The sequence below is a fragment of the Pseudomonas sp. KB_12 genome, assembly GCF_052114545.1.
GTDB classification, from domain to species: Bacteria; Pseudomonadota; Gammaproteobacteria; order Pseudomonadales; family Pseudomonadaceae; genus Aquipseudomonas; species Aquipseudomonas brassicacearum.
This window is the reverse complement of sequence record NZ_JBFREY010000022.1, coordinates 1-22,072: the sequence shown is the minus strand read 5'-3', so window position 1 is coordinate 22,072 and position 22,072 is coordinate 1. Positions and strand designations below refer to the sequence as shown.

Annotated in this window: 20 protein-coding genes; 8 read left to right on the top strand and 12 right to left on the bottom strand. The window is 63.3% G+C overall.

What is annotated here, in order from left to right; translation table 11 throughout:
* Positions 1-593: 593 nt before the first annotated feature.
* Positions 594-1,904, bottom strand: a complete 1,311-nt coding sequence (locus tag AB4Z20_RS18495; RefSeq protein ID WP_442090362.1) for an ATP-binding protein — start codon at positions 1,902-1,904, stop codon at positions 594-596.
* Entirely contained in the window at positions 1,901-2,641 is a 741-nt protein-coding gene (locus AB4Z20_RS18490) for a response regulator (protein WP_003202589.1), read from the bottom strand. Before AB4Z20_RS18490 ends, AB4Z20_RS18495 begins: the two co-directional genes overlap by 4 nt.
* A 223-nt stretch (positions 2,642-2,864) precedes the next feature.
* On the opposite strand from AB4Z20_RS18490, the gene AB4Z20_RS18485 reads away from it, so the two are divergent.
* From AB4Z20_RS18485 to AB4Z20_RS18475, 3 genes are all read left to right on the top strand, one after another.
* Positions 2,865-3,128: a DUF2790 domain-containing protein gene (locus tag AB4Z20_RS18485; protein WP_442090361.1), complete on the top strand. Its 264-nt coding sequence runs from the start codon at positions 2,865-2,867 to the stop codon at positions 3,126-3,128.
* 257 nt (positions 3,129-3,385) lie between these two features.
* Positions 3,386-4,606 carry a cytochrome c biogenesis protein DipZ gene (locus AB4Z20_RS18480; RefSeq protein WP_442090360.1) on the top strand — a complete coding sequence of 407 codons (1,221 nt, stop codon included), beginning with the start codon at positions 3,386-3,388 and terminating at the stop codon, positions 4,604-4,606.
* A 381-nt stretch (positions 4,607-4,987) separates the two neighbouring features.
* Complete coding sequence (locus AB4Z20_RS18475; RefSeq protein ID WP_253475509.1) at positions 4,988-5,317, top strand: hypothetical protein; 330 nt, start codon at positions 4,988-4,990, stop codon at positions 5,315-5,317.
* 4 nt (positions 5,318-5,321) lie between these two features.
* Here the strand turns inward: AB4Z20_RS18475 and AB4Z20_RS18470 are convergent, their stop codons facing one another.
* Positions 5,322-7,187, bottom strand: a complete 1,866-nt coding sequence (locus AB4Z20_RS18470) for a sigma-54-dependent Fis family transcriptional regulator (protein ID WP_442090359.1) — start codon at positions 7,185-7,187, stop codon at positions 5,322-5,324.
* A gap of 342 nt (positions 7,188-7,529) precedes the next feature.
* On the opposite strand from AB4Z20_RS18470, the gene AB4Z20_RS18465 reads away from it, so the two are divergent.
* The 5 genes from AB4Z20_RS18465 (at position 7,530) to AB4Z20_RS18445 (ending at position 12,896) form a co-directional block, all read left to right on the top strand.
* Positions 7,530-8,603 carry an ATP-NAD kinase family protein gene (locus AB4Z20_RS18465; protein ID WP_024616710.1) on the top strand — a complete coding sequence of 358 codons (1,074 nt, stop codon included), beginning with the start codon at positions 7,530-7,532 and terminating at the stop codon, positions 8,601-8,603.
* A 2-nt stretch (positions 8,604-8,605) separates the two neighbouring features.
* Positions 8,606-9,583, top strand: a complete 978-nt coding sequence (locus AB4Z20_RS18460; RefSeq protein ID WP_003202577.1) for a thiamine pyrophosphate-dependent dehydrogenase E1 component subunit alpha — start codon at positions 8,606-8,608, stop codon at positions 9,581-9,583.
* A 36-nt stretch (positions 9,584-9,619) separates the two neighbouring features.
* A complete protein-coding gene (locus AB4Z20_RS18455; RefSeq protein WP_014339122.1) occupies positions 9,620-10,636 on the top strand; it encodes an alpha-ketoacid dehydrogenase subunit beta in 1,017 nt (338 codons plus the stop codon).
* A complete protein-coding gene (locus AB4Z20_RS18450; protein ID WP_442090358.1) occupies positions 10,636-11,748 on the top strand; it encodes an acetoin dehydrogenase dihydrolipoyllysine-residue acetyltransferase subunit in 1,113 nt (370 codons plus the stop codon). The genes AB4Z20_RS18455 and AB4Z20_RS18450 overlap by 1 nt, the downstream gene beginning before the upstream one ends.
* A gap of 83 nt (positions 11,749-11,831) precedes the next feature.
* Positions 11,832-12,896: a 2,3-butanediol dehydrogenase gene (locus tag AB4Z20_RS18445; RefSeq protein WP_442090395.1), complete on the top strand. Its 1,065-nt coding sequence runs from the start codon at positions 11,832-11,834 to the stop codon at positions 12,894-12,896.
* 73 nt (positions 12,897-12,969) lie between these two features.
* On the opposite strand, the gene AB4Z20_RS18440 is transcribed toward AB4Z20_RS18445, so the two are convergent.
* The 9 genes from AB4Z20_RS18440 to AB4Z20_RS18400 form a co-directional block, all read right to left on the bottom strand.
* Entirely contained in the window at positions 12,970-13,524 is a 555-nt protein-coding gene (locus AB4Z20_RS18440) for a DinB family protein (RefSeq protein ID WP_442090357.1), read from the bottom strand.
* Between the two features lie 220 nt (positions 13,525-13,744).
* Positions 13,745-14,662 carry a dihydrodipicolinate synthase family protein gene (locus AB4Z20_RS18435; protein WP_046062708.1) on the bottom strand — a complete coding sequence of 306 codons (918 nt, stop codon included), beginning with the start codon at positions 14,660-14,662 and terminating at the stop codon, positions 13,745-13,747.
* Positions 14,663-14,834: 172 nt separating this feature from the next.
* Entirely contained in the window at positions 14,835-15,863 is a 1,029-nt protein-coding gene (locus AB4Z20_RS18430) for a trans-3-hydroxy-L-proline dehydratase (protein ID WP_442090356.1), read from the bottom strand.
* Positions 15,864-15,983: 120 nt separating this feature from the next.
* Positions 15,984-16,706 carry an amino acid ABC transporter ATP-binding protein gene (locus AB4Z20_RS18425; protein ID WP_258688289.1) on the bottom strand — a complete coding sequence of 241 codons (723 nt, stop codon included), beginning with the start codon at positions 16,704-16,706 and terminating at the stop codon, positions 15,984-15,986.
* A complete protein-coding gene (locus AB4Z20_RS18420) occupies positions 16,699-17,349 on the bottom strand; it encodes an amino acid ABC transporter permease (protein ID WP_003202560.1) in 651 nt (216 codons plus the stop codon). The genes AB4Z20_RS18425 and AB4Z20_RS18420 overlap by 8 nt, the downstream gene beginning before the upstream one ends.
* A 12-nt stretch (positions 17,350-17,361) precedes the next feature.
* Positions 17,362-18,027, bottom strand: coding sequence for an amino acid ABC transporter permease (locus tag AB4Z20_RS18415; RefSeq protein WP_013693525.1), 666 nt, complete (start codon positions 18,025-18,027; stop codon positions 17,362-17,364).
* Positions 18,020-19,798, bottom strand: a complete 1,779-nt coding sequence (lhpI, locus tag AB4Z20_RS18410; protein WP_442090355.1) for a cis-3-hydroxy-L-proline dehydratase — start codon at positions 19,796-19,798, stop codon at positions 18,020-18,022. The genes AB4Z20_RS18415 and lhpI overlap by 8 nt, the downstream gene beginning before the upstream one ends.
* A 10-nt stretch (positions 19,799-19,808) precedes the next feature.
* Positions 19,809-20,627, bottom strand: a complete 819-nt coding sequence (locus AB4Z20_RS18405) for an ABC transporter substrate-binding protein (RefSeq protein WP_258688287.1) — start codon at positions 20,625-20,627, stop codon at positions 19,809-19,811.
* A gap of 234 nt (positions 20,628-20,861) precedes the next feature.
* Complete coding sequence (locus AB4Z20_RS18400; RefSeq protein WP_320388761.1) at positions 20,862-21,611, bottom strand: AraC family transcriptional regulator; 750 nt, start codon at positions 21,609-21,611, stop codon at positions 20,862-20,864.
* Positions 21,612-22,072: the final 461 nt, after the last annotated feature.

Below are 22,072 nucleotides of genomic sequence, written 5' to 3'. Positions count from 1 at the left end.
ATGCAGGCCTGTGCAAGTTTGTGTATGCCGATCATCCGCAGACACACTGGCATACAAACCCGCATCCAAATCCAACCTCCAACCCTTGTGGGAGCGAGCTTGCTCGCGATGGCGTCAGGTCAGTTGAACAGGTGCTGGCAGATACACCGCTATCGCGAGCAAGCTTTGCTCCCACAGGTCCTGCTCAAACAGATCTGATGGGTGTACGACCGGGAGAGCCAGGTCGGCTGTTAGGCCGCCTCGCTTTGGCTTTTGATCTGGGGCGCCCCGTTAACCACGCTGGCCGAACGCAGGCATTGTGCAGTGGGTATCCCGGCATGGATGCCGGGATAGCCGCGCTGGGCCATGGATGGCCCTTCGCGGCGGGCCCACGGAACAATGCCGGAGTGAGGGTACACCGAGCCTAAGCGAGGTGCCGAGTGGTGGGGCAAAGCGCTTTTGGTTACTTTTGGCGCTCTTCCAAAAGTGACCCGCTGTAAGAGCGGAACCATAAGCAGCCGTTACCGCAGCAATGGATATGTACCCAGTCAACAACATCCCAGCCGACGGTCAAGGCCGCCATCGCGAGCAAGCTCGCTCCCACAGGGGCTGTGTCAGCTTGCGAATGCCAGGCGCAACTCGGCGCACAAGCCGCCGCCGTCGCGGTTGCTCAGGGTCAGTGAGCCGCCCATGGCGATCGCCAGTTGCTGGGCGATGGCCAAGCCCAGGCCGGTGCCGCCGGTTTCCCGGTTGCGCGAGCTTTCCACCCGGTAAAACGGCTTGAGCACCTCGACCAGTTCCTGCTCGTTGATCCCGGGGCCGCGGTCCAGTACCTGGATCGCCAATTGCCCGCTGTCGGCCAGTTGCACATGGATCTGCGCTGCGCCACCGAACTTCAGGGCGTTGTCCACCAGGTTGACCAGCACCCGCCGCAGGGCATGGGGACGGGTGTCGATGACCGCGGCGTTTTTCCCGGTCAATTGCACGTCCTTGCCCGTGTCCTGGTAGTCGAACGCCAGGCTGTCGAGGAACGCATCCAGGCTGATCCGGCAACTGGCCTCGGTGGCGCCGTGGATGCTGCGGGCATAGGCCACGCCTTCACGCACCAGGTGCTCCATTTCACTCAAGTCGCTCCACAGCTTGTCTTTCTCGATCCCCTCGTCCATGAATTCAGCGCGCAGCTTCATGCGTGTGATGGGGGTCTGCAAGTCGTGGGAAATCGCCGCCAGCAACTGCATGCGCTCCTTGAGGTAGGCAGCGATGCGGTCCTGCATGGCGTTGAACGCTTTGGCGGCATGCACTACTTCGGTCGGGCCTTTCTCGTCCAGGCGCACGCTGTGGGCGTTAGGATCGAGGGTTTCCACCGCCTCGGCCAGTCGGGTCAATGGGCCGGCGGCGAGGCGCACGGCCAGCCAGGTGCAGCCGATCAACAGCGCCAACTGCCCCAGCAACACCATCGGCAGCCAGGGGGAGAGGGGCATCATCGCCGGGCGTACATCGATGGTCAGCGGGCTGCCGTCCCCCAGGCGCAGGTGCGCCTGATAGTGCATTTTCGGCCCGGGAATCTGTTTGAAGGTAAGGCCATAGGCCTGGCCGATGGCTTCCTGGATCGAACTGACCGAGATCGGCGCGTCGGCCAGATCCATCGGTTGGCCGGCCTGGCCTTCGTCGAGCAGATAGCCATAGTTGCGTCGGGCGAGTTTCGGCAGCCAGGCCTGGCGCTCGGCGGCAGGCAGGCGGTCGAGAATGGCGACGGAGGTCGAAACGTCGGTTTCCAGGTTGCCGAGCATGGTCGACTTGGCGCTTTGGTAGCGCTCGTAGTACTGGACGCCGAAGGACAGCCCCTGGGCCAGGATCAGGCCGATCAGGAAGATCAGCGATAGCCTCGAGGCCAGCGTACGCGGCCAGCGCAACGACAGGCTCATACCGAGGCCTCGAGGATCTCCACCGGCAGCGAGAACACATAGCCTTCGCTGCGCACGGTCTTGATGTAGGCCGGCTCCCGCGCGTCGTCCAGCAGGCGCTGGCGCAGGCGGCTGACCAGCAAATCGATGGAGCGATCGAACAAGTCGGCGTCCCGGCCCTGGGTCAGGTTAAGCAACTGGTCGCGGTTGAGCACCCGTTGCGGATGGTCGAGGAATACCCGCAACAAACGATATTCGGCGCCGCTCAAGGCAACCATGGTGCCGTCGGTGTCCAGCAGGTGGCGGGCGGTGGTGTCCAGGCGCCAGCGCCCGAACGCCAGCAGGCGACCGCTTTCGGTGACCACCAGGTTGGGCGGCAGCATGCGGGTGCGGCGCAGCACGGCATTGATACGGGCCAGCAGCTCACGGGCGGCGAAGGGCTTGACCAGGTAATCGTCGGCGCCCATTTCCAGGCCGATGATGCGATCGGTTTCGTCGTTGCGCGCGGTGAGCATCAGCACTGGCGTGGCCTTGTGCTTGCCGGCACGCAGCTCTCGGCACAGCACCAGGCCGTCATCGCCGGGCATCATGATGTCCAGCACGATCAGGTCCACCGGGGTGGTTTCCAGGAAGGCGCGCATTTGCCGGCCATCGGCAACGACAGTGGTGCGCAGGCCGTTCTTTTTCAGGTAGTTGCCAACCAGTTCTCTGATCTCGCGATCGTCATCCACTATCAACACATGATCGACATGATCCATGGTGTCCAGCTCCTCGGCGTTTCGTTGTGAGCAGTCTACAGGCGCCGGCCGGCCGGGCTCGCGGCGGTTTGTATTGCAGTGTATCTGGCGCGCGACGGATACACAGCGATGCAAAAAGCCACCTGGCTCGATACAGGCGCGATACCTGCGCGGCATTCAATGGCGTCCATCGAGGCAACGCAACAAGCCTCGGCAGATAAACCCATTGAATCGAGGAATCGCCATGAACAGCAAAGCCATCTACGCCGCCTGCCTTTTCGCCGCACTGAACATTTGCACGCTGTCGGCCCGGGCCGAAAGCAACGTGCCGGCGCAAACCTACACCTACGGCACCCACCTGGACGTCCAGAAGGTGCTGTCCCTTAGCGAAGGCGCCGAGCCGACCTGCGGCGTGGTCAACGCCCACATGACCTACCTGGATTCGGCAGGCCACAAGCAGGCGTTGGACTATCGCAAGTTTTCCGATAACTGCAGCAACCAGAACTGACTTGCTTTTGTGGCGAGCGAGCTTGCTCCCGCTGGGGCGTAGGAACTGTGTAGGAGCTGTGTAGGAGCTGTGTAGGAGCTGTGTAGGAGCTGTGTAGGAGCTGTCGAGTGCAACGAGGCTGCGATCTTTCCAAGGACACTTGAATCTCAAGCGAAAGATCAAAAGATCGCAGCCTTCGGCAGCTCCTACACAAGCCCAGCGGGAGCAAGCTCCCTCGCCACAGGGTCTATGTCAGCTTTTTATTTTGAGGTGTTGCCATGCTTCTGATCGCTTTTCTCGGCGGGATCCTGACGATCCTCAGCCCCTGTATTCTTCCAGTGGTGCCGTTTCTGTTCGCCCGGGCCGATCGCTCCCGTGGCTCGGTGCTGCTGACCCTCGGCGGCATGGTGCTGACGTTTGCCCTGGTCTCCAGCCTGGCGGTGGTCAGCAGCGAGTGGGTGCTGCGTGCCAGCAGCGTCGGCCGGCAAGTCGCCTTGGTGGTGATGGTGGTGTTTGCCTTGTCGCTGATCTTCAGTCGGGTCGGCACCTGGTTGGCGCGGCCGCTGGTCAGCCTGGGCAATCGCCTGGACACCGGCGCCGGGCGGATGGCCGGGCCTGTGGCTTCAGTGCTGATCGGGGTCGCCACCGGGCTGCTCTGGGCACCGTGCGCCGGACCGATACTCGGGGTCATCCTGACCGGGGCCATGCTGCAAGGCGCCAGCACACAAACCAGCCTGCTGTTGCTCGCCTACGGCCTGGGCAGTGCCTTGTCCCTGGGGACGCTGATCCTGGCCGGGCGCGGACTGGTCGGACGCCTGAAACTCTCGCTGCCGATCACCACCTGGCTGCGCCGGGGAACGGGGGTGGCGGTATTGCTGGCGGCCGTAGCGATTGGCACCGGGGCGGATGACCGCTTGTTGGCGGCGACTTCCTCCCAACAATCGGCCAGCTTGGAAAAAAGCCTGCTGCAGAACGTGCCCAAGGCCATCGACTATATGGTGAGCAAGGCTGGCGCAAGTTCCATGCCTGCCCTCGAATCCCAGGGCGCCATGCCTGCGCTGGACGGCGCGGTGCAATGGCTGAACTCGCCGCCGCTGAGCAGCGAATCGCTCAAGGGCAAGGTGGTGCTGGTGGACTTCTGGACCTACGACTGCATCAACTGCCAGCACACCTTGCCCTATGTGAACGGTTGGGCGAAGAAGTATGAAAAGGACGGCTTGGTAGTGATCGGTGTCCACACCCCGGAGTACGGCTACGAGAAGATCATCGACAACGTCCGCGAGCAGGTGCGCAAGCTGGACATCCACTACCCGGTGGCGATCGACAATCAGTATGCGATCTGGCGTGCCTTCAACAATCAGTACTGGCCGGCTCATTACTTCATCGATGCCAAGGGGCAGGTGCGCTACAGCCATTTTGGCGAAGGACGCTATGGCGAGCAGGAGCAGGTGATCCAGCAACTGTTGCAGGAGGCGAAGGTTAGCCAAATTGATAACTAAATCGTTTAAATTCAATATATTGTAGTTATGTTATCAACTTGTTTCTAGTTCGGCGCGCCACTTGCGAACGAATGTCGCAGATGGCGAAGGAAAGCTGTCCCGTGGCGAGGGAGCTTGCTCCCGCTGGGTCTGTAGGAGCTGTGTAGGAGCTGTGTAGGAGCTGTCGAGTGCAACGAGGCTGCGATCTTTCCAAAGACGCTTGAATCTCAAGCGAAAGATCAAAAGATCGCAGGCTTCGCCAGCTCCTACAGAGCCCAGCGGGAGTAAGCTCCCTCGCCACAGGGTTGCATGCGGATTCGAGAATGGCATGCAAATGCTGGCCCCTTGCTCAGTTACATAAGGTCAAACTTCTTTCCTTTCAGAAAGTTGGGCGACAAACCTATGCGTATTTCTATGTGGGTCGTGGCGACGTTTCTCCTGGCCGCCGTTTCGCTTGAGGCCCAGGCCAGGGTGCTGACGCAAAACCAGCAGTCGGTGTGCCGCTGGGGGGCGGATATCGCGGCAGGGGCGCAGGCGTCGAAGCTTTCCGGCGTCAGCCTGTACGGCGCGCGCAAGAAGCTGCAAGTGCGCAAGTTTCCCCGGCCCTGGATGCGCATGACCGCCCTGGGCATTACCGAGCAGACCTACAACAGCGCTTCGCGCCTCAAACCGGTCGCGGTCAAGCAGACTTACTACGAACAATGTGTGCGTCACGAACTGGCGCGACGCTAGGCCCTCAGGCCGGGCTACGGCCCGGCATTTCGATGCCATGCAGGTTTACCCGTCGATACAGGGTCGCCCGGGAAATGCCCAGGGCCCGGGCGGCGGCGGTGGGTTTCCAGCGATGGCGCACCAAGGCATCGAGCAGTGCCTGGCGTTCCGGGCTGGCGCTCGGCTCCGGCCCGTGATCGGCGGCGTCCGCGCGGTGCATTGACTCGGGCAGGTGGCTGAGCTGGACCACGCTGGCTTCGCACACCGCGCACGCGTAGCGCAGCACATGGCGCAACTGGCGCACATTGCCTGGCCAGTGATAGCCGAGCAGGCATTCCAGGGCCGCGCCGCTCAATTGCACTGTTGCCCCGCACAGCGCCGACTCCTCGGCAAGAATTCGATTGATCAACGCCAGCCGGTCGCTGCGCTCGCGCAACGGTGGCAGCTGGAAGCGCGCGCCACCCAGGCGGAAATACAAATCCTCGCGAAACTCGCCGGCGGCTACCAGGGTCTCCAGGTCGCGGTGGGTGGCGCAGATCACCTGGATGTCGACGGCCTTGCGGCGGGACCCGCCCAGTGGCGCCACTTCACCCTCGGCCAATACGCGTAGCAGGCGGGTCTGCAAGGCCAGCGGCATGTCGCCGATTTCATCCAGGAACAAGGTGCCGCCATCGGCCTGTTGCAACAGGCCCTGCATGCCTTTTGCCGAGGCACCGGTGAAGGCGCCGGCGACGTAGCCGAACAATTCGCTTTCGATCAGGCTTTCGGGAATAGCGGCGCAGTTCAACGCCACGAAAGGGCGATCACGGCGCTGGCTGGCCTGGTGCAACTGACGGGCGAACACTTCCTTGCCGGAACCGGTTTCGCCCTGGATCAGCACCGGCAGGTTGCGATCTTTCACCCGCACCGCCAGGCGCAGGCTGTCGGCCAGGCGTGGATCGATTTCCAACGGGGTCATCGCCACCCGCGAACGTGAACTGGCCCGCTGGCGTGGCGCGCTCAAGCGCCCGTGCATGGCGTGGTCGAGCGAGCAGAGGCTTTCGTCCCGGGCACGGTGCAGCAACTGCTGGTCGAACACCTGGCTGATGTGTTGCGGCAACTGCCCGTAATGTTGCAGCAGGTACTGGCGGGCGGCCGGGTTCAAGGCTTGCAGGCAACCGTCGTCGTCCCAGGCGAACAGGAAGTCCGGCTGGCTGTCGACGTAGCCGGCGTTGCGATGGGCCCGCAGCACCCAGTAACCCTGGGCGCTRCTCATGAAAAACGCCTGTTCGATCTCCCGGGCGCTCTGCACCACCATTTGCCGGATCAGGTGCTGCGAGCGCCGATCATCCGGCGAGCGCACCGCCGAGACGTCCAGCACCCCGAGCAATTCGCCCTGGGGGTCGAAGACCGGCGCGGCGGAGCAGGTCAGGCCAATGAACGCCGCCCGGAAATGGTCGCGCTTGTGCACCGTCACCGGGGCCTTGGCCGTGAGCACCGCCGCCACGCCGCAGGTGCCTTCCTCGCCCTCCGACCAACAGGTGCCCAGGTACAGCCCGGCCTTGCGGCAGTCATTGCGGATCGTGGTTTCCACCCGATAGTCGATGGTCTGGCCTTGGGCATCGGTCAGTAGCACGCAGTAGTCAGCATCGCGGACCCGGCCATGGAGGCGAGCCACTTCTTCGCTGGCGATATTGAGGAACAGCTCGGAGCGCTCACGGCATTGCTTGAGCACGTCCTGGGACAGGATGCGCGGGCCCTGTAGCGAACCGGGGTCCAGGTGATGTTGCTCCATGGACCGGCGCCAGGAGTCGAGGATCAGGTCCGGGACGGGCAGTTGTGGCAATTGGTTCGCGTTTTTCACCACGCGGCTGACGCAATCCACGTGCGCCCGGGAGTGAGCGGAAAGCATAGGGGCCTCCGATTCAGCTTCTTATCGTTGTGCGCACATTAAGCGCCGTTCGCCGGGTGCAGACAAGCTCGACGGGTTCTTCGGGCGGTGTGAGACGCCACGTCTCAGCGTCTCGCCGCAACCTCGTACAGGCTGACATGGGGCGTCTCACCGGGGCTCGGTTCGCTTCATCGAAAATCCCATGGGGGCCGCTCTGGCCCGGGCTTCTAGCAGGTTCTTTTCACAACTGGCACCGCCCTTGCTCTACCTCTGGAGCCCGCTCGACGGGTCATCCAAGAATAACAACGAGGTGTCTATGGTTTCCTGCCCAGGCCGTGTGCCTGCCCCCTCCACGGTGGTGTCATGAGTCGCCGGCCGTTGACCGTGGGCATCATCGCCAACCCCGCATCGGGCCGTGACGTGCGGCGCCTGACCGCCAATGCCGGGCTGTTTTCCAGCACTGACAAGGTCTCGGTGATCCAGCGCCTGCTGGCCGCTTTCGGCGCCACCGGCATCGAACAGGTGTTGATGCCCACCGACATGATTGGCATGGCCGCCGCCGTGCTGAAGAACAGCCACAGCCGCCAAGCCCGCAGCAGCCACTGGCCGGCCCTGGAGTTTCTCGACCTGACCCTGCGCCAGACCGTCGAAGACACCCGCCGCGCCGCACGCCTGATGGCCGAGCGCGAGGTGGCGCTGATCGCCGTGCTTGGTGGCGACGGCACCCACAAAGCAGTGGCCGCCGAAGTCGGGGACATCCCGTTGCTGACCCTGTCCACCGGCACCAACAACGCCTTTCCCGAACTGCGCGAGGCCACCAGTGCCGGCTTGGCCGGAGGGTTGTACGCCAGTGGCCGGATCCCGGACTCGATCGGCTTGCGCCGCAACAAACGCTTGTTGGTCTGTGATGCCGGACGTGGCTTGCGCGAAGTCGCCCTGGTGGATGTCGCCGTGTCGCCGCTGCGGTTTGTCGGCGCCCGGGCGATCAGTCGCGCACAGGACCTGGCCGAAGTCTTCGTGACCTTCGCCGAACCGCAATCCATTGGCCTGTCGGCGCTGTGCGGCTTGTGGTTTCCAGTGTCACGCCAGGCACCGGGTGGCGCCTGGATGCGCCTGGACCCGCAATCCCCCGAAGCGCTGCTGGTGCCGCTCGCGCCAGGGCTGCTGCAAGGCTGTGGCGTGCTCGCTGCCGGGCCCCTGGAACCGGGCATCGCCCACGGTCTGTCGCTCTCCAGCGGCACCCTGGCCCTGGACGGCGAACGGGAAATCGAATTCAACGCGCAGGACCGGCCCACGGTCACCCTCGATGCCGGCGGCCCGCTGAGCATCGACGTCAACGCGGTGCTGGCCTACGCCGCGCAACACCGTTTGCTGGCCATCGGCCGCGAACACCCGCAACACCCTCTGAATCTTCAAGAAGACACCCCAGGAGAATAAAAATGTCGACACCGCTCACCCACGATCAACTGCTGCACGCCTACCAGGTGATGCGCACCATCCGCGCCTTCGAAGAGCGCCTGCACGTGGAATTCGCCACGGGCGAGATTCCCGGTTTCGTCCACCTGTATGCCGGTGAAGAAGCCTCGGCCGCCGGCGTCATGGCCCACCTGGGCGATGACGATTGCATCGCGTCCAACCACCGTGGTCACGGCCATTGCATCGCCAAGGGCGTGGATGTCTACGGAATGATGGCCGAGATCTATGGCAAGAAAACCGGCGTCTGCCAAGGCAAGGGCGGTTCGATGCACATCGCCGATTTCGAGAAGGGCATGCTCGGTGCCAATGGCATTGTCGGTGCCGGCGCGCCGCTGGTGGTGGGCGCCGCGCTGGCGGCCCGGCTCAAGGGCACCGACAGTGTCGCCGTGGTGTTTTTCGGCGACGGCGGCTCCAATGAGGGCGCGGTGTTCGAAGCCATGAACATGGCCTCGGTGTGGAACCTGCCGTGCCTGTTCATCGCCGAAAACAATGGCTACGCCGAAGCCACCGCCTCCAATTGGTCGGTGGCCTGCGATCACATCGCCGACCGTGCGGCCGGGTTCGGCATGCCCGGGGTGACGGTGGATGGCTTTGACTTCTTTGCCGTGCATGAGGCCGCCGGGGCCGCTGTCGAGCGCGCCCGTGCCGGGGAAGGGCCGTCGCTGATCGAGGTCAAGCTGACCCGCTACTACGGCCACTTCGAGGGCGACGCCCAAACCTATCGGGCGCCCGACGAGGTCAAGCATTTTCGCGAGAACCAGGATTGCCTGATGCAGTTCCGCGAGCGCACCACCCGAGCCGGACTGCTCACCGTCGAGCAGTTGGACCAGATCGACAAGGAAGTGGACATGCTGATTGAAAACGCCGTGAACAAGGCCAAATCCGATCCCAAACCCACCGCGGCGGACCTGCTGACCGACGTCTACGTCAGCTATCCCTGAACGTCCTCCTGAATAACAACAATAGAGAATCCCATCATGGCGAGAAAAATCAGCTATCAGCAGGCAATCAACGAGGCCCTGGCCCAGGAAATGCGCCGCGACTCCAGCGTCTTCATCATGGGTGAGGACGTGGCCGGTGGTGCCGGCGCACCCGGTGAAAACGACGCCTGGGGCGGCGTGCTCGGCGTTACCAAGGGGCTTTACGACCAGTTCCCCGGACGCGTGCTGGACACGCCGCTGTCGGAAATCGGTTACGTCGGCGCGGCGGTCGGGGCCGCCACTTGCGGCGTGCGCCCGGTGTGCGAACTGATGTTCGTCGACTTTGCCGGCTGTTGCCTGGACCAGATCCTCAACCAGGCGGCGAAGTTTCGCTACATGTTCGGCGGCAAGGCCTCCACGCCCCTGGTGATCCGCACCATGGTCGGCGCCGGCCTGCGCGCCGCCGCCCAGCATTCGCAGATGCTCACATCGTTGTGGACGCACATTCCGGGACTGAAAGTGGTGTGCCCATCGTCGCCTTACGACGCCAAGGGCCTGCTGATCCAGGCGATCCGCGACAACGACCCGGTGATCTTCTGCGAGCACAAGTTGCTCTACAGCATGCAGGGCGAGGTGCCGGAAGAGCTCTACACCATTCCCTTTGGCGAGGCCAATTTCCTGCGCGATGGCAAGGACGTGACCCTCGTGTCCTACGGGCGCACCGTCAACACCGCCATGGACGCGGCGCGCAGCCTGGCCGGACGTGGCATCGACTGCGAAGTCATCGACTTGCGCACCACCAGCCCGCTGGACGAGGACAGCATCCTGGAAAGTGTCGAGAAGACCGGGCGCCTGGTGGTGATCGACGAGGCCAACCCACGCTGTTCCATGGCCACCGATATTTCGGCGCTGGTAGCGCAAAAAGCCTTTGGCGCGCTCAAGGCGCCGATTGAAATGGTCACCGCGCCGCACACCCCGGTGCCGTTCTCCGACTCGCTGGAAGACCTGTACATCCCTGACGCGGCGAAGATCGAACAAGCCGTGCTCAACGTGATCGAGTGGAGCAAGCGCTGATGAGCCAGATTCATACCCTGACCATGCCCAAGTGGGGCCTGTCGATGACCGAGGGCCGGGTCGATACCTGGCTCAAGGAGGAGGGCCAGGCCATCACCAAGGGCGATGAAGTGATGGACGTGGAGACGGACAAGATCTCCAGCAGCGTCGAAGCGCCGTTTTCCGGCATCTTGTGCCGGCAGATTGCCCGGCAGGACGAAACCCTGGCGGTCGGCGCCTTGCTCGGCATCGTGGTCGACGGCGACGCCAGCGATGCCGAGATCGATGCGGTCATCGAGCAGTTCCAATCGACCTTTGTCCCCGGTGACGCAGCCGATGAAGACAGTGGGCCGAAACCGCAGAAAGTCGAGTTGGACGGCCGGGTGATCCGCTATTTCGAGCGAGGCGAGGGCGGCACGCCGCTGTTGCTGGTGCATGGTTTCGGCGGCGACCTGAACAACTGGTTGTTCAACCATGAGGCGTTGGCGGCCGGGCGTCGGGTCATTGCGCTGGATCTGCCGGGCCACGGCGAATCTTCGAAAACCCTGCAACGCGGCGACCTGGATGAACTGAGCAGCGTGGTGCTGGCCTTGCTCGATCACCTGGACATCAACGCTGTGCATCTGGTGGGGCATTCCATGGGTGGGGCGGTGTCGCTGAATGCCGCACGCCTGATGCCCCGGCGAGTCCGGTCGCTGACCTTGATCGGCAGCGCCGGGCTGGGCGCAGAGATCAACGGCAGCTACCTGCAAGGTTTTGTCGAAGCGGCCAACCGCAACGCCCTCAAGCCGCAACTGGTGCAACTGTTTTCCAATGCCGAGCTGGTCAACCGCCAGATGCTTGACGACATGCTCAAGTACAAGCGCCTGGAGGGCGTGGACGCGGCGCTGCAGCAACTGTCAGCGACGCTGTTCGCCGACGGCCACCAACAGGTGGATTTGCGCGAAGTGGTGCAGGCCGGCGACGTAGCGACCCTGGTGATCTGGGGCAGCGATGACGCAATCATCCCGGCGGCCCATGGCGAGGGGCTGAGTGCCCAGGTCGAGGTGCTGTCCGGCCAGGGCCACATGGTGCAAATGGAAGCGGCCGAGCAGGTCAACCGGCTGATCCTCGGCTTCATCGAGCAGCACTGATCAAGCGGGCGGCGACACGCGTCGTCGTCCCTACAAATTCTGGAGGCAACGTTATGAATGTTTCAATCAAGCCGACCCGCAGCATGCGCGCCGCCGTCTGGCATGGCCGCAACGACATCCGCGTCGAAGACGTGCCACTGCCGGTTTCGCCGCCCGCCGGTTGGGTGCAGATCCGCGTGCAATGGTGCGGCATCTGCGGCTCCGACCTGCATGAATACGTGGCCGGGCCGGTGTTCATTCCAGTGGACGCGCCGCACCCGCTGACCGGGATCAAGGGCCAGTGCATCCTCGGCCATGAGTTCTGCGGCGAGATCGTCGAACTGGGCGCCGGTGTCGAAGGCTTCAGTGTCGGTGAACCAGTGGCGGCGGACGCCTGCCAGCACTGCGGCACCTGCTATTACTGCACCCACGGGCTCTACAACATTTGCGAGAACCTGGCCTTCACCGGGCTGATGAACAACGGTGCGTTCGCCGAACTGGTCAATGTGCCAGCCAACCTGCTCTACAAACTGCCCGCCGATTTCCCGGCCGAGGCCGGTGCGCTGATCGAGCCGTTGGCGGTGGGCATGCATGCGGTGAAAAAGGCCGGCAGCCTGCTGGGCCAGAACGTGGTGGTGGTCGGTGCCGGGACCATCGGCCTGTGCACCATCATGTGCGCCAAGGCCGCCGGGGCGGCCCAGGTGATTGCCCTGGAAATGTCCGGCGCGCGCAAGGCCAAGGCCCTGGAAGTCGGGGCCAACCATGTGATCGATCCGAACGAATGCGACGCCCTGGCCGAAGTCCGCCGTCTGACCAGTGGCCTGGGGGCCGATGTCAGTTTCGAATGCATCGGCAACAAACACACCGCCAAACTGGCCATCGACCTGATCCGCAAGGCCGGCAAGTGTGTGTTGGTGGGCATTTTCGAGGAACCCAGCCAATTCAATTTCTTCGAACTGGTTTCAACCGAAAAACAGGTACTCGGTGCGCTGGCCTACAACGGTGAATTCGCCGATGTGATTGCCTTCATCGCCGATGGACGCCTGGACATCTCCCCACTGGTCACTGGTCGCATCCAGCTGGAGCAGATTGTCGGCCAGGGCTTCGAGGAATTGGTCAATAACAAGGAGCACAACGTGAAAATCATCGTGTCTCCCGCACCGATCTGAGAGCGCCTGACGTGGGCGATTTGGCGATGGCTGGCAGCGGCCATCGCATTTTTTTTGAGGCCAGGGGCGACGTTCAGTCCGGACGATAGTCTTGCCAGACGGTCCTTTCGTTGAGTTGCAGTTGCTGCTCTTCTTCTTGCCGAAACGTACGGTCGCAGTCGAGGAAGAATTCATCGAGCTGCGGTGGCTTGATGCCGGTGCCACTGAGCATCGAATGCACCTGGCCGCGGTGATGGATCTGATGTTCGAACAGGTGCAACAGCAGCCGGTCGATGCGCTCGCGCACCACACCGTCGACACGCACCAGCTCCACGTAGCGGGCGAGGTCTTTTTTCCGCAGGGCTTCGCAGAACGCCACCAGCCGCTGGTCGGTCCGGGTTTGGCTTTGCTTCAGTTGGGCAAAGGCCAGGGTCTCGGAGAAGTCTTTTATCTGCCCATCCCGGTCGCCTTCCAGGGCGGTGAGGTAATAGCGGTCAACTTCCAGGATGTGGCAAAGCGTGGCTTGCATGGACGGGAAGAACCCCGTGCGCGGCGCTTCGTATTCGGCCTCGCTTAACTGCGCGCAGGCGCTGAGCAGCCTGTGGTTGGCCCATCGGTTGTTCAGGGCCTGGGCCAGGAAATAATTCATGGGAAGCCTCGTCAAGACTTTGTGGGAGCGAGCTTGCTCGCGATTTGGTCGGCACATCCAGCATAGCCGGCTCTGGCAGACCGCTATCGCGAGCAAGCTCGCTCCCACAGGTTGAGTCGCATGAACTCACTATTGTGTATTCACCACAAATCCCTGTGGGAGCGAGCTTGCTCGCGATAGCGGCGGCACCATCACCGCCAGTTAGCGCCATGCCCTTGGGTCAAAGCCCCACATCCGGCAACACTGGCCGATTGGCCAGGGCCTTGGCCATGATCTGCTCCACATACACCCGGTCCGCTTCCGGCAGGGCCAGGCGCGGTGGGCGGGTGAGGGCGCTGCCGCGGCCGGCGATGGCTTCGCACAGCTTGATGCATTGCACCAGGTCGGCGCGGGCGTCCAGGTGCAGGATCGGCATCAGCCATTCGTAGATTGGCATCGCCTCGGCGAAGCGTCCGGCGCGGGCCAGGCGGAAAATGGTCTCGCCTTCTTTTGGGAACACGTTGGACATGCCCGAGACCCAACCTTCGGCCCCCACGGCGAGGCTTTCCAGCACCACGTCATCGAGGCCTGCAAACAGCACAAAGCGATCGCCGACTTCGTTGCGCACGTCGATGAAGCGCCGGGTGTCGCCGGAGGAGTCCTTGAAACACACCACGTTGTCGCAATCGGCCAGGGAAATCAGGATGTCCGGCGTCACGTCATTCTTGTAGATCGGCGGGTTGTTGTAGACCATCAGCGGCACGTCGGCGTGGCGGGCCACGTAGCGGAAATGCTCGGCGGTCTCGAAGGGCTTGGAGCCGTAGACCAGCGCCGGCATCAGCATCACCCCATCGACGCCGACCTTGCGTACCGCGTTGGCAACCTTGGCGGCTTGCACGCTGGTGAATTCGGCCACGCCGCAGATCACCGGCACGCGGCCACGGGAGGCGTCTACCGCGACTTCGGTCACGGCGATTTTTTCCTCGGCGCTCAAGGAAGTGTTTTCCCCCACCGACCCGCAGACCACCAGGCCGGAAACGCCATCACGGATGACGTTGGAAATCACTTGGTGGGTTTTTTCCAGATTGATGGAAAAGTCATCGTTGAATTGGGTGGTGACGGCAGGGAAGACGCCGCTCCAGTTGATGCGTTTGCTCATGGGTTGTCTCCGTTTTTGATAGTGTTTTTGTGGCGAGGGAGCTTGCTCCCGCTGGGTCGCGAAGCGGCCCTCAGGATCTGACTGACACACCGAGTTGTCAGTCTTCAGGACTGCTTCGCAGTCCAGCGGGAGCAAGCTCCCTCGCCACAAGGGTTTTGGGTGAATCTGAAAGTCATGCGCCCGGCCAGGTATCCGAAAGCCGATAGCCCTCGGGCCACGGATCGGCTGGGTCGAGCAACAGCTGATGGGTCCCGGTGATCCACGCCCGTCCGGCGATGCACGGGTAAATCGCCGGGCGTCCGGCCACGTCGGTCAGTGAGTCGATGCGGCAGTGGAATTCGGAGCCGATGATCGAGCGGCCGATAAAACCCTCGCCGACCTGCATCAAACCCTTGGCGTGCAGCACCGCCATGCGTGCCGAGCAGCCGGTGCCGGTGGGCGAGCGGTCGATCTTGCCGGGCTGGATCACCACGGCATTGGCGCCGGTGGCGATGCCGTTTTCCTGGACGATGGGCGCGGCGATCTGGCAGAACGAGATGTGTGACCAGTCGGGGTTCAACGGGTGCACGAAGCCCAATTGCTCGTTGGCGGCGCGGGTGATCTTCAAGCCCACGGCCACCAGTTCGGCGGCTTCGTCAGGGCGAATGGCAAAGCCCAGGCGCTGGGCATCGACGATGACGAAGCTGTCGCCGCCATAGGCCGTGTCCACCTGCAACGAGCCCAGGCCCTCGACTTCGATCCAGGCATCGAGGCGGTCGGCGAAGGAGGGCACGTTCTTGATCTCGACCCGTTGTACCTTGCCGTCGCGGCAGTCGGCCACGGCTTCGATCAGGCCGCCCGGCGCTTCGAGCACCAGGCGGGTCTGGGGCTCGGTCATTGGCAGGATGCCGCTGTCCAGCAGCACGGTGGCAACGCACAACGAGTTGGAGCCGGACATCGGCGGCGTGTCGGCCGGTTCCATGATGATCCAGGCCATTTGCGCCCGCGGGTCCTTGGCCGGCACCAGCAGGTTGACGTGGCGGAACACACCGCCGCGGGGCTCGTTGAGGACGAAGTTGCGCAGGGTTTGGTCCTGGGCGATCCAGCGTGACTGTTCCCACACCGTGGCGCCGGGTGGAGGGGCGACGCCGCCGACGATCACATCGCCGACTTCGCCTTCGGCGTGGCAACTGACTACATGGATGATTCTGGATGAGCGCATGGATCAAATCCTTGTGTTGTCTGGTCGGGCCTCATCGCGGGCAAGCCTTGCTCCCACAAAGAGCTCTGTGGTGTACATAAGGCCCTGTGGGAGCGAGCTTGCTCGCGATGAGGCCATCGGCTATTTCACCGACTTGAGAAAAGCCGCCGTCTGCGGCTGCACCGGATTGCCAATCACCTGGTCCGGCGGCCCGATCTCATGGACCCGGCCATTGCAAAAGAACGCCACGCGGTCGGACACGTCCCGGGCGAAGCGGATCTCGTGGGTCACCAGCACCATGGTCATGCCGTCTTCGGCGAGCATGCGCATGGTGTCCAGCACTTCACCTACCAGTTGCGGGTCGAGGGCCGAGGTGGCTTCGTCGAAGAGCATGTAGTCCGGCGACATCGCCAGCGCCCGGGCGATGGCCATGCGTTGCTGCTGGCCGCCGGAAAGCTTGCCGGGAAAGGCCTTGAGCTTGTCCCCCAGGCCCACATGTTCAAGCTGTTGCACCGCCAGTGCTTCGGCGTCCTGCTTGCTTTTGCCCAGCACCTTGCGCGGCGCCAGCATCACGTTTTCCAGCACGGTCAAGTGGGGGAAGGCGTTCCATTGCTGGAACACGATGCCGATCTTCTGCCGCAGGCGATTGAGGTCGGTGGCGCGGTCATGGACCTCGACGCCGTCCACGCGGATGCAGCCTTTCTGGATCGGTTCCAGGCCGTTGATGCACATCAGCAGGGTCGACTTGCCAGAGCCGGAACCGCCGATGATCGACACCACTTCGCCCTTGTCCACGGTCAGGCTCACACCCTTGACCACTTCCAGGTCACCGAAGGATTTGTGCACGTTTTCGATCTCAATCATTTTCCTGCCACCTTCTTTCCAGGCGTGCGCCGAGGCGGGCGACCACCAGGCTCATGACGTAGTAAATGAGGCCCGCGATGCACAGCACCAGCAGGGGTTCCTGAATGCGCGTGACGATGGTTTGCGATGCTCGCAGCAATTCGACGATGCCGATCCACATCACCAGGGCGGTGTCTTTCATCACGCCCAGTACCAGGTTCAGCCAGCCGGGAAAGGCCACCCGCGTGGCAATCGGCAGGACGATGAACCGCAGGTCCTGCACGTAGCTCAGGCCCAGTGACCGACTGGCCCGACGGGTGCTCAACGGCACCGCCAGCACGCCACCGCGGACGATCTCGGTGAAGTAAGCGGCGGCATAGACGCCGAGGACGATGCAACCGACGGCAAAGGCGCTGAGGTTCAGGCCGGCGATGCTCTTGAGCGAGTTGAACAGCACGAACTGGATCAGCAACGGCACGCTGCGGAACACGTCCAGCAACCAGGCCAACGGCAGGCTGGCCCGCGGCAACAACGCCCGCAGCAGACCGAACAGCAACCCGGCCAGGGTGCCCAAAAGGATCGACCAGACGGTCAGTTGCAGCGTGACCCAGGCCCCCTCGAGCAAATACAGCAGGTCGTTGACGCTGAGGCTTGTAGAAAACATGACCCACGCTCCTCAATAACGAAACAACCGCCAGGACAACAGCCGGGCCAGCCCGACGATCAGCTTGGCGATCAGGTAATACAGCACCGCCGCGAGGGCGAAGTATTCGAAGGTGCGGAAGGTCTTGACGTTGTATTCCTGGGTGACACCGGTGAGGTCGTTGTTCAGGCCGACCACCACCCCCAGGGACGTCATCAGCACCGCCCAGACCATCTGGTTGGTCAACGGGTAGAACACAATGCGCAACAGTTGCGGGACGATGATCATCCGGTACGCCTGGAAGGCGCTCATCCCCAAGGAGCGGGCGGCGCGCATTTGCGTACTGGGCACGGCCTTGAGGCCGCCGCGAAAGTTTTCCGCCAGGTAGCCGGCATTGTTGAAGGTGATCCCGGCCAGCAAGGCCAGCCAGGAACTGACGTGCAGGCCGAGGGAGCCGAGGCCGAAGTAGAGGATGTAGATCTGGAACAGCGAGGGCGTGTTGCGGGCGATGGACACCCAGCCATTGCCCACGCCCCGCAGCAAGCGATTCGGGGCCTGGCGCATTACCGTCAGTACCAGGGCGATCAGCACGCCGAAAATCATCGACAGCGCGGCGGTCTCGAACGTCACCCAGGCCCCGGCGAGCATGTCGGGCAGGGCGCGCAAGGCAGGGCGCCATTGGAAGCTGTAGTCAAACATGAGTCGGGCTCCCGGTGCGGGCGGTGGGTTGCAGCCACGTCGGCGGCTGGCCGCGGGCCGCGGCGGTGCAGGCGGCCTCGACGCATTCGGCGAGGGCGGCAAAGTGCACCCCACGCCCGACCAGGCCCGGTGCGTAGTGGGCGTATTTGCCGGAGTTGGTCATCAGGGTGGTGGCGTGGGGCGGGATCACCGGTTCGCCCAACATGCACCAGCAGGTGTCGGTCACCAGCACCGCGCCGAACGCCTCGATGGCGGTCAGATACCCGGCTTTGCGGGCCTGCTCCAGCACTGTCCGGCCGCAGGTGATCGCCAGCACCACATACGGATGCTTGACCCGGCCCGCGCACAAGGTCGCCAGGGCGGCGAATTCGCTGAGGGAGAAATGCGGGTTACCCAGGGACACCACGTCCACCCAGTTGTCCCGGGCGCTGTTGAGCTCACGCCAACTGACAAGCAGGCCGGCGGCATCGACGCTTTCCTGCGGCAAGGTGACGTCGCTCTCCAGGACATCGGCCGGGTCGAGGGCTTCCGGCGTTACCCCGGCGATGTGGAACAACGGCGCGGCACTGGTGGTGGCGAACGCAGCGCCGAAGGCCTTGAGATCGTCCAGGGTGGGCGCGGCGTGTTCCAGCCCACGTATCAGCGGGATGCGCCGGCCCGCCAGGATGCCGATGTGATAGCCCAGCAGTGGATAGAAACTGTCATCCACCTGACCCAGCGCCGGCACGTCGACGATCAGCCGGGCCTTGCGCGGGTCGTCGAGATGGCAGCCGGTCAACGGTGCCCGTCCGCACAGGGCGATGCAGATATCGAGGAAGTCCGGGTACTTCTGCGTGCGCGCCCCCAGCACGCTGTTGGCGTAGACCACCGCGTTGGATTCGGCCCAGACGATCTGTTCGCCGGCCTTTGGCGCGGTGTCCAGCAGGTAGGGCGCGCAGGTGAAACTCAGTTGGGCGCCCATTGCCATGTAGGCATCGCCCAGGGCACTGGCCGGCTCGCCCAGGGCCGGATCGACGCCCAGTTCCCGCCAGCGACGTTGGTCCACGGAAATGGAATTGAGGGTGGTGGGTACGCGAACCTTTGCCCCCCACTGCACCAGTTGTTCGGCAAAGCGCAGGCTGGCCGGGCCGGTGTAGATACAGCCGTCGATGTGGGCCTGGGTCACGTCCAGCAGTTGCGTGGCGCCCTGGATCTCGGCCATGCGCAGCACGATTTGCATCGCCACTTGGGCGGCCTTGCCGTAGGTGCCGTCGAGCAACGCCCGGTCCTGTTCGCTCAGCACCAGGGTTGAGGACGTGGGCGGCAGCGGCGCTGGGTCAGAACCTTGCCAACCGTCATTTGGGGGCCGGCCAGACAGTGTCAGGACGTCGCCTTCCAGGCGCACGAAACCCTGGCCGCGCAGCCCATTGAAGGCCTCGTGCCCCACGCACACCACTGGCAGCGAGCGTTGGAAAATCACCTGCGCCACCAGCACGCCCAGGGTCAGGATTTCATCGGCTTCGGCGAGCACCAGGGCCGCGGGCGCGTGGCCGTTGCTGATCAGCTCCATCAAGACGCTGCTGCCGGTGCAGGAACCGCGTCCGCTGGGGATCGCCAGCACGCGCCCGGCCAGGCGCTGACCACTCAAGGGATGGTGGCGGTCGATGACTTCGCCGCTGGCTGGATCGACCCCGCCCCAGAAACTAAGCCCTACCTCGGCGAACAGCAGGGCGCCCTGGGCGGCACCCTCCACCAGGCTGCGGCCTTTCACACGGACAGGCGTGCTTGGCATGCGCCGATCCTCAGTAATAGACCTGGGGAACGGTCAGGTTGGCCGGCGGGATGTCGGTGCCGACCCATTTGACGAACAGTTCCTTGTAGCGACCCGTGCGCACCTGCTGGTTGACGAACAGGTTGAGGTAGTTGAGCAGGCCGTATTCGCTGCGCTTGGCGCCCAGGGACACGTAGTCGATGACGTAGGGCGCGTCACCGGCGATCTTCAGGCCCTTGTACTTGCCCGATTTGAGGGTCGCGGCGGCCACGGTGTTGGTCACCACGGTGGCATCGATGTGCCCTTGGGCGACGGCCAGCAAGGTGTCGTTCTGCGACTGGTAGGCGCGGAAGCTGCCGCTGCCCCAGCTCTTCTGGTCCTTCTCCAGGGCGATGGCTTCGTAGGTGCTGCTGGTGTTGCCCAGGGCTTTGCCCTTAAGGTCGGCGTAGCTGTTGATGCCGGTGTTGTCGCGGGTCAGCACGACCATCTGGAAGGCGAAGTAGGGCACGGTCAGGCCCACGGTCTTGGCTCGCTCCAAGGTGTCGGAGGTGGAGGCGACGATGACATCGGCGCGGCCGGACAGCAGCGCGGGGATTCGGTCGGAGAATGGGGTTTCCACCACTTCGGCATCGACACCGAGGACCTTCGCCAGATCGTTGCAATAGTCCACGTCGAAGCCCGCCGGTTTGTTGCTTTCGTCGCGAAAGCCCATCGGGGGGAAGTCCAGGGTCACGGCGCAACGCAGCTTGCCGGAGCCGATGATGTCATCGAGCTTGTCGGCGTGGGCGGAAGCGATGAAAAGCGGGGTGAGGACAATGCTGAGGGCTACGGCCAATGCAGGGTTTTTCATAAATGCCTCGCTGTCGAATAAATGCGGTGAGATATCGTATTGAGGATTTCGTATACGATATTAGATAAGCAATCGGCGTGCCTGTTTCTGCTTGCGGCGCAGTAATCGTGCTGGAGGGCTGACCTAGAGGCGTTCCTGACGGGCGGCACACATAAGCGCGGGGTGCTACGTTGGATTCGGGGTGTTACAGATGGGAGCAGCCACAGGATCCGATGCCCCATCAGGGAACAAGGATCAGCGCTGATTCTCGCGATATTGGCTGGGCGACAGGCTGGTCAGGGCCCGGAACTGGCGGCTGAAGGCGCTGTGGTCGGTGTAACCGCAGCGCAGGGCGATCTCGGTGATCGGCAGGTCTTTGTCGAGTAACAGCCGTGAGGCCTCTTCCAGTCGCGCCTTGTGAATCATCTGCCGTGGCGTGAGTTGGAAGATGCGTTTGCAGTGCCGCTCCAGTTGCGCCACCGACAATTCGGCAATGGCGGTCAGCTCGGCAAGGCTGATGGGGCGGGCGAAGTACTGCTTGATATGGGCGTCCACCGCCGCCAGTTTGTGGAACGCCGGATGGCTCGATTGCGGCAGTTGCAGGTCGCGGGAAATACCGGCCAGGCCGACGATCTGACCGTCTGGATCGTGCAGGGCGAGCTTGTGGGTCAGGCACCAGACGGGCTGGTTACCGTAATACAAATGCAGTTCGAGCTGGTCGGCCAACTCCCGCCCGCTGGCCAGCACCCGGCGGTCCTGTTCGGTGTACAGCGGGCCGAAGCGCTCGGGGAACACCTGGTCGGCGGTGAGGCCGAGCAGGTCACCGCTGTGTTTGAAACCGCAGCGCCGGGCCAGGGTCTGGTTGACGAAGGCGTAGCGGGCTTGCTTGTCCTTGATGAAAAACACCACGTCCGCGAGGGTGTCCAGTAGCGGGGCGATGGGCTGCAGGCTGCGCAGCAGGGTATCGAGGTCGCAGGGCGCTAGGGAAGTGAGCGAGGGGTACATGGCCGGCGGCGTCTTTTTTTGTGGGAGCGATGGCGCAGTGTCAGTCGAAAATGTGCTGGCTGTCACGCCGCTATCGCGAGCAGGCTCGCTCCCACAGGGTTCCGGTGTGTTCATAGATCTGGGGGTTATGGCAATCCCCTGTGGGAGCCGAGCTTGCTCGCGATGACGGCGGCACAGGCAGCATCTCTACCAACTGACCCACCGCTATCGCGAGCAAGCTCGCTCCCACAGGGTTCCTGTGTGTTCACAGATCTGGGGGTTATGGCAATCCCCTGTGGGAGCCGAGCTTGCTCGCGATGACGGCGGCACAGGCTGAGCTGGTCTAATAGTCCCGGACACCTCAATAGGTGAAACTACACCTATTGAGGAATATTCCATGACCAAGAAGTACAGAAAATTCGACGCCGCTTTCAAGCTAAGAGTCTGCAAGATGATTGTTGACCAGGGCCTGAGCGTGAACT